The organism is Metabacillus sp. RB-C-LZQ-3-1, assembly GCF_058315175.1.
The window spans coordinates 36,612-48,597 of the sequence record NZ_JBZFLI010000019.1 but is presented as its reverse complement, the minus strand read 5'-3'; the positions used below and the strand labels follow the sequence as shown (position 1 = coordinate 48,597).

General features: G+C 36.7%; 11 protein-coding genes and 1 riboswitch. Of the genes, 1 reads left to right on the top strand and 10 read right to left on the bottom strand.

What is annotated here, in order from left to right; translation table 11 throughout:
• Window positions 1-164: 164 nt before the first annotated feature.
• The 3 genes from sdhB to AC4GZ8_RS21895 are packed head-to-tail and all read right to left on the bottom strand — an operon-like array spanning window position 165 to window position 3,330.
• A complete protein-coding gene (sdhB, locus tag AC4GZ8_RS21905) occupies window positions 165-926 on the bottom strand; it encodes a succinate dehydrogenase iron-sulfur subunit (RefSeq protein WP_491084033.1) in 762 nt (253 codons plus the stop codon).
• A complete protein-coding gene (gene sdhA, locus AC4GZ8_RS21900; RefSeq protein WP_491084032.1) occupies window positions 926-2,689 on the bottom strand; it encodes a succinate dehydrogenase flavoprotein subunit in 1,764 nt (587 codons plus the stop codon). Before sdhA ends, sdhB begins: the two co-directional genes overlap by 1 nt.
• A gap of 32 nt (window positions 2,690-2,721) precedes the next feature.
• Window positions 2,722-3,330 (bottom strand): succinate dehydrogenase cytochrome b558 subunit, encoded by a 609-nt coding sequence (locus AC4GZ8_RS21895; RefSeq protein ID WP_102230748.1) that lies wholly within the window; start codon window positions 3,328-3,330, stop codon window positions 2,722-2,724.
• A gap of 445 nt (window positions 3,331-3,775) precedes the next feature.
• Between AC4GZ8_RS21895 and AC4GZ8_RS21890 the strand changes: the two genes are divergently transcribed.
• Window positions 3,776-4,258, top strand: a complete 483-nt coding sequence (locus AC4GZ8_RS21890) for a YslB family protein (RefSeq protein WP_491084031.1) — start codon at window positions 3,776-3,778, stop codon at window positions 4,256-4,258.
• 29 nt (window positions 4,259-4,287) lie between these two features.
• Here the strand turns inward: AC4GZ8_RS21890 and AC4GZ8_RS21885 are convergent, their stop codons facing one another.
• From AC4GZ8_RS21885 to fadR, 7 genes are all read right to left on the bottom strand, one after another.
• Complete coding sequence (locus tag AC4GZ8_RS21885; protein ID WP_491084030.1) at window positions 4,288-5,517, bottom strand: aspartate kinase; 1,230 nt, start codon at window positions 5,515-5,517, stop codon at window positions 4,288-4,290.
• A gap of 263 nt (window positions 5,518-5,780) precedes the next feature.
• A riboswitch (Lysine riboswitch) is annotated at window positions 5,781-5,963 on the bottom strand.
• A gap of 92 nt (window positions 5,964-6,055) precedes the next feature.
• Window positions 6,056-7,828: an excinuclease ABC subunit UvrC gene (gene uvrC, locus AC4GZ8_RS21880; RefSeq protein ID WP_491084029.1), complete on the bottom strand. Its 1,773-nt coding sequence runs from the start codon at window positions 7,826-7,828 to the stop codon at window positions 6,056-6,058.
• Window positions 7,829-8,021: 193 nt separating this feature from the next.
• Window positions 8,022-8,336, bottom strand: a complete 315-nt coding sequence (gene trxA, locus AC4GZ8_RS21875; protein ID WP_491084028.1) for a thioredoxin — start codon at window positions 8,334-8,336, stop codon at window positions 8,022-8,024.
• Window positions 8,337-8,569: 233 nt separating this feature from the next.
• Window positions 8,570-9,547 (bottom strand): electron transfer flavoprotein subunit alpha/FixB family protein, encoded by a 978-nt coding sequence (locus AC4GZ8_RS21870; protein ID WP_491084027.1) that lies wholly within the window; start codon window positions 9,545-9,547, stop codon window positions 8,570-8,572.
• A gap of 53 nt (window positions 9,548-9,600) precedes the next feature.
• Window positions 9,601-10,374, bottom strand: a complete 774-nt coding sequence (locus AC4GZ8_RS21865) for an electron transfer flavoprotein subunit beta/FixA family protein (protein WP_491084026.1) — start codon at window positions 10,372-10,374, stop codon at window positions 9,601-9,603.
• A gap of 46 nt (window positions 10,375-10,420) precedes the next feature.
• Complete coding sequence (locus AC4GZ8_RS21860) at window positions 10,421-11,194, bottom strand: enoyl-CoA hydratase (RefSeq protein WP_491084025.1); 774 nt, start codon at window positions 11,192-11,194, stop codon at window positions 10,421-10,423.
• Window positions 11,195-11,290: 96 nt separating this feature from the next.
• The gene (fadR, locus tag AC4GZ8_RS21855; RefSeq protein WP_491084024.1) at window positions 11,291-11,884 is read right to left on the bottom strand and encodes a fatty acid metabolism transcriptional regulator FadR; all 594 of its coding nucleotides are present in this window, start codon (window positions 11,882-11,884) and stop codon (window positions 11,291-11,293) included.
• Between the last annotated feature and the right edge of the window lie 102 nt (window positions 11,885-11,986).

The following is an 11,986-nucleotide window of genomic DNA, read 5'->3' as shown; positions in this document are numbered from 1 at the left end:
GTAGGGTCTCACCTGTCCCGCTATTCCCATAGGAGTCTCGCACCATCCGCACAAATGAACATAATCAGTTATGTTCAAACAACTAAAAAAACAACAGTCCTTTAGAAACGTGCTTTACAAAAAAAGAGACTAACTATTTATAAGTCAGTCTCTTCCATCAATTCTTATACCTGATCACTTCCGAAGAAATTACGGAAGGATTGGATCGCAGTATCACGGTTTAGTGCTGCAATTGATGTTGTCAAAGGAATACCTTTTGGACAAGATTGAACACAGTTTTGTGAATTACCACAGTTTGCTAAACCGCCATCTCCCATAATGGCTTCAAGTCGTTCTGATCGATTCATTTCACCAGTTGGATGTGCATTAAATAGACGCACTTGAGATAACGGAGCTGGTCCAATAAAATTTGATTTACTATTTACATTAGGACATGCTTCTAAGCATACACCACATGTCATACATTTTGATAGCTCATAAGCCCATTGACGTTTTTTCTCCGGCATGCGCGGCCCCGGTCCTAAATCGTACGTACCGTCTACAGGTATCCACGCTTTAACTTTCTTTAATGAATCAAACATACGTTTACGGTCAACTTGCAAATCACGAACAACTGGGAATGTACGCATTGGCTCAAGACGAATTGGTTGTTCAAGCTGATCAACTAAAGCAGTACATGATTGACGCGGTTTTCCATTAATCACCATCGAACATGCTCCGCAAACTTCCTCTAAACAGTTCATATCCCAATTGATTGGTGTCGTTTGCTTTCCATCAGCATTTACAGGATTACGTCTGATTTCCATTAACGCAGAAATAACGTTCATGTTAGGTCGGTAAGGTATTTCAAATTTCTCCTGATAAGGGGTTGCTTCAGGTGATTCTTGTCGAGTAATAATAAATTGAACAACTTTATTCTCGCTCATTATTTATCCCCCTTTTTACTTTTTGAATAGTCACGTTTTCTCGGTTTGATTAATGAGACATCTACATCATCATAGTGGAATTCAGGTGCAGTTCGATCACCTGTATATTTCGCCATCGTTGTTTTTAACCAATCCTCATCATTTCGATCTGGGAATTCAGGCTTGTAGTGTGCACCGCGGCTTTCATTACGGTTATACGCTCCAAGTGTAACAACACGAGATAGTTGCAGCATATTTTTCAATTGACGTGTGAATGCTGCCCCTTGGTTACTCCACTTAGCTGTATCATTAATATTAATTTTATCAAATCTCTCGATAAGTTCTTGAATCTTTTCATCTGTTTTTAACAGCTTATCATTGTGTCTAACGACAGTAACGTTATCTGTCATCCATTCACCTAATTCTTTATGGAGAATATAAGCATTTTCGTTACCATCTAAGCTCATAATATTGTTCCACTTTTCTTCTTCCTGTTTCACATAGCCTTCAAACAGAGTTGAAGATAGATCTTCTGCACTCTTTTCTAAGCCATTAATATACTTAACAGCGTTAGGTCCGGCAACCATTCCTCCGTATATAGCGGATAGCAACGAGTTTGCACCTAGACGGTTGGCCCCGTGCATAGAGTAATCACATTCACCTGCTGCAAAAAGACCAGGAATATTTGTCATTTGATCATAATCAACCCATAGGCCACCCATAGAGTAGTGAACTGCAGGGAAAATTTTCATCGGAACTTTACGAGGGTCATCACCCATGAATTTTTCATAGATTTCAATAATACCGCCAAGTTTAATATCAAGTTCCTTAGGATCTTTATGAGATAAATCAAGGTATACCATGTTCTCACCATTGATACCTAGTTTTTGCTCAACACAAACATCAAAAATCTCACGTGTTGCAATATCACGAGGAACAAGGTTACCGTATGCCGGGTATTTTTCTTCAAGGAAATACCATGGTTTACCATCTTTATATGTCCATACTCGTCCACCTTCACCACGAGCTGATTCACTCATTAAACGAAGCTTATCATCTCCTGGAATTGCAGTTGGATGGATTTGAATAAATTCACCATTCGCATAATAAACACCTTGTTGATAGACAATAGATGCTGCAGATCCCGTATTGATAACTGAGTTAGTAGATTTACCAAAGATAATTCCAGGACCGCCCGTAGCCATAATCACCGCATCTGATCGGAAAGATTCTATTTGCATTGATGTAAGATTTTGTGCTGTAATTCCTCGACAAACCTGATCATCATCAATTACCGCACCTAAAAATTCCCAACCTTCATACTTTGTTACTAGACCAGCAACCTCGTAACGTCTTACTTGCTCATCTAATGCATAAAGTAATTGTTGCCCTGTTGTAGCACCAGCAAATGCTGTTCGGTGATGTTGAGTACCACCAAAACGTCTGAAGTCTAACAATCCTTCCGGGGTACGGTTAAACATAACACCCATTCGGTCTAATAGGTGAATGATAGCAGGTGCTGCCTCTGTCATTGCTTTAACCGGTGGTTGATTGGCTAAGAAATCCCCACCATAAACTGTATCATCAAAATGTTCCCATGGTGAGTCTCCCTCACCTTTTGTATTAACTGCTCCATTAATTCCACCTTGTGCACACACCGAGTGTGAACGTTTAACAGGAACCAATGAAAAAAGGTCTACTTGAACGCCGGCTTCAGCAGCTTTAATTGTAGCCATTAAACCGGCTAGTCCGCCTCCGACAACGATGATTTTATTTTTACTCATTAAGCCCACTCCCTTTAATAGCTATTACTGGATTAGACGAATGCAAAAATTGCACGAACACCCACAAATGAAAGCGCTAAAAAGATCGCTAGCGTAACATATGTAGAAATGACTTGTGAGCGAGGAGTAACGGTAATTCCCCAACTTACTGCAAATGACCATAAACCGTTAGCAAAGTGGAACACAGTCGAAATGACACCTACTAAATAGAAAACAAGCATAAATGGACTACTTAAAATCGAAGCCATCATGTCATAATTCACTTCTGCTCCAAGTGCCGCAGCAATTCTCGTTTCCCAAACATGCCAAGCGATAAAAATAAATGTAATAATCCCTGTAACACGCTGTAGCATAAACAACCAATTTCGAAGATAACCATAATTACTTACATTGTTTTTTGCTGTAAAAGCAATATAAACTCCGTAAATCGCATGGTATAAAATTGGAAGGAAAATAATGACGATCTCTAAAACATACCTAAATGGCAACATTTCCATAAAATGTGCTGCTTGGTTAAAAGCTTCTGCACCTCTTGTGGCAAAATGATTGACAATAAGATGTTGAATCAAAAAGATCCCTACCGGAATGACTCCTAATAATGAGTGCAGTCTACGATTAATAAACTCTCGGTTTCCAGCCATAAAACTTACCCCCTAGTATCAATAATGCGCTCACTTTTGTTAAAAACTCTATTCTTATCTAATTAATCCTTTCCTAATAAAATTTACTTTTCATAATAATGGTCACTTTATTATGATCAGTAAAAATTACTAGTATGAAACTGACAGTCTATGAATTTATACTGTCTGATTAATTGAGATAAATGTAACAAGTACATTTTACTCCCTTAAAGAAAGAGCGTCAAGAAAACGCGTTCATAAATTATAATTTTTCGACAACTGAAATTCCTCATATTTTATTTTATCAATATACATTAAATCTTGATAACCAACTTTTGTCGTTTATTTTCAAAAAATCAGTGTTTATGACTAGAACATTTGAACGATGTTATCAAATTTTGCTTAATATTACATGTGTTTAACCTGGGTGTTGATATATAATATTAATGAGAAAGAGGGGAATACCGTGAACAAACAATCAGTTGTACTTAAAACCGATGAATTAGAACATATTCAATTACCGGCTTTTGGATTCGAATTATTAAGAGAAGTGTTAATTCCAGATTTGCTCGGTCAAGACTATCCTCAAATGCTTTATTGGGCAGGAAAAGGCTTGGCACGCAAATACCCTGTCACTTCTCTTGAAGAACTCTCAAATTTCTTCGAGATTGCCGGTTGGGGAAAACTAGTTTTACTTCATAACAAAAAAAATGAAATGGAATTCGAGCTAAGCGGAGAGCTTATTTCAATCCGTTTTAAAAAAGCAAACGAATTTACATTTCAACTAGAAGCAGGATTCATTGCTGAACAACTCCAAATGATGAACAATCATATTACTGAGACTTATGAGCAAGTGAAAAAACGTGCTAATAAAGTTGTGTTTACAGTAAAGTGGGACCATAAAGATGTACTTGAAGAAGCTCCACTCGGAAAAAGAAGTAAAAAGTAAGTTGTTAGGGGGAGATCCCCCTACAACTTTTAAACTTTGGCAGCTGTATTGGATAGTTCAAATGCAGTGTGAAGAATATCAACCGCGGGTACCATATGTTCTTGAGAAATAACCGTTGATACTTTTATTTCAGATGTACTAACCATTTTTACTTCTATGCCTTCTTTAGCTAATACTTCAAACATTTCTGCTGCTACTCCTGGATTTGAAACCATTCCAGACCCTACGATTGATACTTTCGCTAAGCCACATTCAGATTCAATGCGTTCGTATTTCAACTCATTCTTATGTTGCTCTAAAACATGTAGTGTATCCTCTAAATCACCTGTTTTAACTGAAAATGAAATAGTTGTTTTGTTATCACTTGTTGTATTTTGAATGATAATGTCAACGTTTAGACCATTTTTAGCTAACGTAGTAAAAATTGTGGACAATGTTGTTAATTCATTAGGTAACCCGATTACCGATACTCTTGTCACTTGATCTTCAAACGCAATTCCTCTTACAATTAAATTTTGCTCCATATCTGTTTCCTCCTCGATCATTGTCCCACGCTCATTTTCCATACTTGATCTTACCTCTAGCGGCACATTATAGTTCTTTGCGAATTCAACTGCTCGTGGATGTAACACTCCAGCTCCTAAATTCGCTAGTTCTAACATCTCATCATAGGATATTGCTTCTAATTTTCTAGCACCCTTTACAAAACGAGGATCAGTTGTGAATACCCCTGTCACATCCGTATAAATATCGCATTTATCCGCACCTAAAGATGCAGCAAGAGCAACAGCCGTCGTATCAGAACCACCTCTTCCTAATGTAGTAATTTGTTGATCAATGGATACACCTTGAAACCCTGCAACAACCACAATTTTGCCGTTACCTAATTCATTTTTTAGCTGATCTGTTTTTATATTAGTTATTCTGGCATTTCCATGTGTCGCTTCTGTTTCTATACCAGCCTGCCAGCCTGTAAACGAAATGGCATTATATCCCTTTTCAATTAAAGCCATGGAAAGCAACGAAATTGTCACCTGTTCTCCTGTTGTTAATAACATATCCATTTCTCTCTTACTTGGCTTTGAAGTTAATTGTTCTGCTAAATTTACTAGTTCATCTGTAGATTTTCCCATTGCTGAAACGACAACGACTACATCATTTCCAGCTTCTTTTTCTTGAATGACACGATTGGCGACATTTACTATTCTATCAACGGAGCCAACAGATGTTCCGCCAAATTTTTGCACTATAATACCCAACGCTATCTCACCTTTCAGTTGTTTTTTTTATGATCGTTTATTGCCTTTTATAAGACATTGACGTTAATAAATGAGCAAGAATTGGATACTAGAGATGTTTTTCTCATATTGCAAACAATTGAAAAACTTGGCTTGTCTCCAAGTCCTATGGAGAAAGCCTTAGTTTTTCCTATACTATCACCCATATGATTCGGATAGTATAAAAAAAAGCAATGAGACATAAAAACATCCCATTGCTAATTAAACGAAAAATTTCGTTTATACAATGAGATAGCTCTCCAAGAACATATCGATTCTTGACAATTTTACATCTCTTAAATGTAAAACCAGCAATAAAAGCAAATGGTGCAATTATCACTTCGGCGAACATTCCTTTCACCAGCTGTCATCGGAATCCATTTCCCCTCAAACTGGCTACTCTTAATGGCCGCACCTCTACCATCATTTACAAACTAACGATCAATATCAAATTAATAAAATCTTATCAAACATTCTATTAAATGGCAAGAATTCTTTTTAGTCTCTTACCATGGAAGTTCTATTCATTTAAATGTTCCAAGATTTTCTTAGCTATATTATCCGGCATACCAGCTTCTTTAAAATCCTCCACACTTGCTTCCTTCATTTTTTTTACAGACCCAAAATGCTTTAGTAATGCCTTCTTTCGCTGTTCACCAACACCCGGTATTTCATCCAATATAGATTGAAAGGCATTCTTCCCTCGGAGTTGACGATGAAAGGTAATGGCAAAACGGTGCACTTCATCCTGAATTCTCTGCAGCAAGTAAAATTCTTGGCTGTTTCTTTCAAGTTGTATAAACTCAGGAGGTGATCCGATAATGAGTTCTGATGTTCGATGCTTATCATCCTTGACTAATCCAGCAACTGGGATATCTAGACCTAGCTCATTTTCTAACACATCCTGAGCAGCAGATAAATGGCCTTTTCCCCCATCAATTATGATCAGATCTGGTAATGGAAGCTCTTCTTTTAATACACGGCTATATCGTCTTCTTACTACCTCTCGCATTGAATCATAATCATCTGGACCTTGTACACTTTTTATTTTATATTTTCGATAATGTTTTTTAGCAGGCTTTCCATCTTCAAATACAACCATAGCGGACACAGGGTCTGTCCCTTGAATATTTGAATTATCAAAAGCCTCTATTCGGTGTGGTGTATGGATGCCGAGTCTATCACCTAAATTTTCAATAGCCTTTATTGTTCGCTCTTCATCTCTTTCAATTAAAAGAAACTTCTCTTTAAGAGCCATCTTCGCGTTCTTATGTGCCAATAAAATAAGGTCTTTCTTTTTCCCACGCTTTGGTTGAAGTGTGGTTACTTCCAATAGCTGTTCCACTAAGTCATATTCAATACTATCTGGTAAAAGTATTTCCTTAGGAAGAAAATGATTCGATTTTGAATAAAATTGACCTAAAAATGTCAGGAACTCTTCTTCGGGACTATCGTAAATTGGAAACATGGAAACATCCCGTTCAATTAATTTTCCTTGTCGTATAAAAAAGACTTGGACACACATCCACCCTTTATCATAGGCGTATCCAAAAACATCTCGATCCACAAAATCATTTAAGGTCATTTTTTGTTTTTCCATTGTAGCTTCGATATGAAGGATTTGATCCCTGTATTCCTTTGCTCGCTCAAACTCCAGTTCTTCAGCTGCTTTGTTCATTTTTATCGAGAGTTCCTCTTTAATACTTTTATAGCCCCCATTGAGAAATTTAGTAATCCCCTCTACCATTTGCCTATTCGTTTCTTCAGAAACTTCGTTTACACAAGGTGCTAAACATTGGCCCATATGATAATAGAGACATACTCGATCAGGCAGAGTAGAACATTTTCTTAACGGATATAAACGGTCTAAAAGCTTAATGGTCTCACGTGCAGATTGAACATTTGGATAGGGTCCAAAATATTTCCCTTTATCTTTCTTTACTTGTCTAGTTGCTAAAAGACGCGGATGACGTTCATTTGTAATTTTAATAAACGGATAGGTTTTATCATCTTTTAACATGACATTATATTTTGGATCATATTTCTTTATTAAATTCAATTCCAATATTAAGGCCTCTAAATTTGAAGATGTAATGATATATTCAAAATCAACTATCTCATTAACAAGCCTCAATGTTTTCCCATCATGAGATCCGGTAAAATAGGAACGCACTCTGTTTTTGAGCACTTTTGCCTTCCCGACATAAATGACTGTTCCCTGACGGTCCTTCATAATGTAACAGCCTGGTTGATCCGGAAGAAGTGCAAGCTTTTCTTTTATATGATCTCTCATTAGCGAACACTCCCTATTTCATTTTTTGCTAACGTGTAGATAGGCAGTAATTCCCGATTTTAATTCGAAAGATTAAAAAAGCGAATTACTGCCTATGAATTGAATATATACTATTTTAACATGCTATTATGGGTTCGTCGTTTGTTAATTATTTCAATGAAAAAGGATTGACAATTGTCAATCCTTTAGCTGATTAAATATGCTTGTTTAAAACTTCAGCAAGAGCTTCTTTTGGTTGATAGCCAACGGCTTTATCAACAACTTCTCCATCTTTTAGTACTAGTAAAGTTGGGATGCTCATAACACCAAATTTTCCAGCTGTTTCTTGATTTTCATCTACATCAACTTTAACAATTTTCACTTTATCTCCCATATCTGAATCAAGTTCTTCAAGAACTGGAGCGATCATTTTACATGGTCCGCACCAAGGTGCCCAAAAATCAACTAGTACGACGCCTTCGTTCGTTTCACTTGAAAATGTTTGATCTGTTACATTTGTAATTGCCATTCGTAATTCCTCCTAAATAATAAGGGTAAAATATGTTTAAAGTATAGCATTCAGATGCAAAGTTAGCTAATAATATGCTTCTTTCTTACTTTCCCCTATGTCCCTGAAGAAAAACATGTTTTTTGAGTAACGAGTATCATGTTCTATTAAAAACTTCTAATCACTCGTAAAAGGCGAAAAAATTCTCATCCAAATGTATTAAAAAAGCACGCATAAATACGTGCTTCCATTCATTATGCATGAATTTTTAATTTCCTAAACTCCTCTGTTAATAATGGTACAACCTCGAATAAATCACCTACAATCCCGTAATCAGCTACCTTGAAAATATTTGCTTCGGGATCTTTATTAATCGCAACAATTACCTTTGAATTGGACATACCTGCTAAATGCTGAATAGCACCAGAAATACCGCATGCTATATATAAATCAGGTGTTACAACTTTTCCAGTTTGACCAATTTGTAAGGAATAGTCACAGTAATCTGCGTCACAAGCCCCACGTGATGCCCCTACTGCTCCACCAAGCACACTAGCTAATTCTTTTAATGGTTCAAATCCTTCCTCACTTTTCACGCCGCGTCCGCCAGCGATCACGACCTTTGCCTCAGATAAATCTACACCTTCTGATGCTTTACGTACAACTTCTTTTACAATTGTTCTTAGATTTTTTATCTCGACAGAAAGTGAAGTTGTTTCACCGCTCCTTGCTTCATCTTTTTCAAGCGGACTAATATTGTTCGGACGAATAGTGGCAAAAATAATGCCATCTGTTACAATTTTCTTTTCAAATGCTTTTCCAGAATAAATCGGACGCGTAAAGACAATATTACCTCCAGCCACCTCAATAGCAGTTGCATCAGAAATTAATCCAGAATTTAATTTCGCTGCAATTTTTGGAGATAAATCCTTTCCTAATGATGTATGACCAAATACAATTCCTTCCGGCTTCTCTTCTTGAATAACAGATAAAAGGGCCTGGGAAAACCCATCTGGAGTATAGTTTTTAAGCTTTTCATTTTCTACTGTTATTACACGGTCTGCACCATAATGGATTAGTTCTGGAGATAAAGAAGATACACTTTCTCCCAATAAAACAGCGACAACCTCTCCACCTTCTGAGATTGTTTTCCCTGCGGCAATTGCTTCAAATGATACATTACGTAAAGATTGATCACGAACCTCACCTAATACAAGTACTTTTCTTGCCATCCTTTTTTCCCCCTGTTTCTGATATTTGACCTTTTACCTCTCCCAGTTACTAATTAGACGACCTTTGCTTCATTTCTTAAAAGTGATACAAGCTCTTTTACTTGATCTTCTATTTCACCCTCTAATAATTTCCCAGCTTCTTTTTTAGGTGGTAGATAAATTTCAATTGTTTTCGTTTTAGGTTCTACGTCATCCTCATCAAGATTAAGATCATCGATTTCCAACTCAGCTAACGGCTTTTTCTTTGCCTTCATGATTCCTGGTAATGAGGGATAGCGTGGCTCATTTAGTCCCTGTTGGGCTGTTACAAGTAATGGCAAGGTTGTTTCAATCACCTCAGAATCACCCTCAACATCACGAACAACAATTGCTTTATTTCCTTCAATATCAAGCTTTGTAATCGTTGTGACATAGGCAATATCAAGCAATTCCGCTAATCGCGGTCCAACTTGACCAGACCCTCCATCAATGGCAACATTACCACCTAGAATCACATCTACTTCTTGTTCTTTAAAATACTCAGCTAAAATTCTTGACGTTGTATATTGATCTCCTTCTTCCAGATCATCTTCAGTATTAATTAACACTGCTTTGTCACACCCCATCGCTAACGCAGTACGTAATTCTTTTTCGGAATCCTCTCCGCCAATTGTGACAACCGTAACTTCCCCACCATTTTTATCACGTAATTGTATGGCTTCTTCAATTGCATATTCGTCATATGGATTGATAATAAATTCTGCACCATCTTCACTGATTTCACCATTTTTTACCGTAATTTTTTCTTCTGTATCAAAGGTCCTTTTCATGATTACAAAAATATTCATTGTCCCATCCCCCATTGTTTTGTAACATTGATTATCTTTTTAGTTATTAGCCTTTGAAATTTGGCTTCCTTTTTTCAATAAAGGCTGAAATTCCTTCCTTTGCATCCTCGCTTTTAAAAATTTCTCCAAAAAGAGTTGCTTCATGTTCCATTCCTTCTTGATAAGTTAATGTTTTTGATGCATTTAGTAACGATAGCACAGCCCTCACCGAACCTGGACTTTTCCCAGTGAATTTCACAGCTAAGCTTTTTGCTTCATCCATTAGCTTTTCTTGAGGATATGCATAGTTTGCAAGGCCAAGTTTAACGGCCTCTAATCCAGATATCGGATCACTTGTTACCATCATTTCTAAGGCACGACCAGTACCTACATATTTGGGTAATCGTTGTGTCCCGCCAAAACCTGGAATAATCCCAAGCTGTAACTCAGGAAGACCAAGCTTTGCATCTTCAGCCACAAGACGAATGTGACAGGACATGGCCATCTCAAGTCCACCGCCTAATGCAGCTCCATGGATAGCTGCAATAATAGGGATTGGAAAATTTTCAATTCGTTCAAATAATTCTTGCCCTGCTTTAGCTAGTTGAGAAAAATCTCCATTCCCCTCTGCTAGACTAACGAATTCCTTTATATCTGCACCAGCGGAAAAAAATCTGCCCTCGCCATGGAGAATAATGGCCCTAATCTCGTTGTCTTCTAAGATGTCATCCAATAGGACTGAAAGCTCTTTCAAAACATTTGTAGATAAAGAATTTGCTGGCTCATGATGAATGGTAACAACTGCAACCATGTTCTCTTTTTGTAATTTTAAATACTTCATTTCTTTCCTCCTATGTATCCTCATTTATACTTAAAATGTATTTCATTTATAGTCGGAAAATAACTTTTATAAAGAGAATGACTTTAAAGCCATTCTCTATTCACCCTTTTGAATTGACAACCCGTAAACAAATAAATCATGAACCTTTTTCGTTTGATCGGTTAACTTATATTTCTGGTCATTCATCACCCATGTTGTTACAGTTTCATCGATGGTACCAAAGATCATTTGTCTAGCTAGTCTCAAATCCAGCTCTTCTCTGAACTCTCCATTTTCTTTTCCTTCGCTAATAATTCTATCAACTACATTTAAGTATCCTTTTAGAACCTCATTAATCCGAAGGCGTAAATCCTTATTGGATTGCCTTAATTCTAATTGTGTGACAATGGCTAGATGATGATCCTCAGATAATAAAGTAAAATGCTTTTCAATTAAAGAATATAGTTTATCAGCTGCACTAGATTTACTTTTAATCTCTTCTTCAATTTTTTCAATAAAAACTCCCATTTTTTCTTGAAAAAGAGATACAAGGATGTCTTCTTTGTTTTTAAAATATAAATAAATGGTTCCATCAGCTACTCCAGCTTGCTTCGCTATTTTTGATACTTGTGCTTGATGATAACCATTCTCTGCTATTACTATAACTGCTGCATCAATGATTTGTATAAATTTTGGTTTTTTCTGTCTCAATGTTATGTTCGACTCCCTTTCCATTTATGAATGAATAATCATTCATAAACCAATCATAAATTTTCCTCCCATTTCTGTCAAGCCCTCATCCTTAATTTTTTA

What these genes read in the sequence shown, in the direction of transcription:
- sdhB (WP_491084033.1), bottom strand. Translation starts at nt 926, where the DNA reads ATGAGCGAGAATAAAGTTGTTCAATTTATTATTACTCGACAAGAATCA.
- sdhA (WP_491084032.1), bottom strand. Translation starts at nt 2,689, where the DNA reads ATGAGTAAAAATAAAATCATCGTTGTCGGAGGCGGACTAGCCGGTTTA.
- AC4GZ8_RS21895 (WP_102230748.1), bottom strand. Translation starts at nt 3,330, where the DNA reads ATGGCTGGAAACCGAGAGTTTATTAATCGTAGACTGCACTCATTATTA.
- uvrC (WP_491084029.1), bottom strand. Translation starts at nt 7,828, where the DNA reads ATGAGAGATCATATAAAAGAAAAGCTTGCACTTCTTCCGGATCAACCA.
- trxA (WP_491084028.1), bottom strand. Translation starts at nt 8,336, where the DNA reads ATGGCAATTACAAATGTAACAGATCAAACATTTTCAAGTGAAACGAAC.
- AC4GZ8_RS21870 (WP_491084027.1), bottom strand. Translation starts at nt 9,547, where the DNA reads ATGGCAAGAAAAGTACTTGTATTAGGTGAGGTTCGTGATCAATCTTTA.
- AC4GZ8_RS21865 (WP_491084026.1), bottom strand. Translation starts at nt 10,374, where the DNA reads ATGAATATTTTTGTAATCATGAAAAGGACCTTTGATACAGAAGAAAAA.
- AC4GZ8_RS21860 (WP_491084025.1), bottom strand. Translation starts at nt 11,194, where the DNA reads ATGAAGTATTTAAAATTACAAAAAGAGAACATGGTTGCAGTTGTTACC.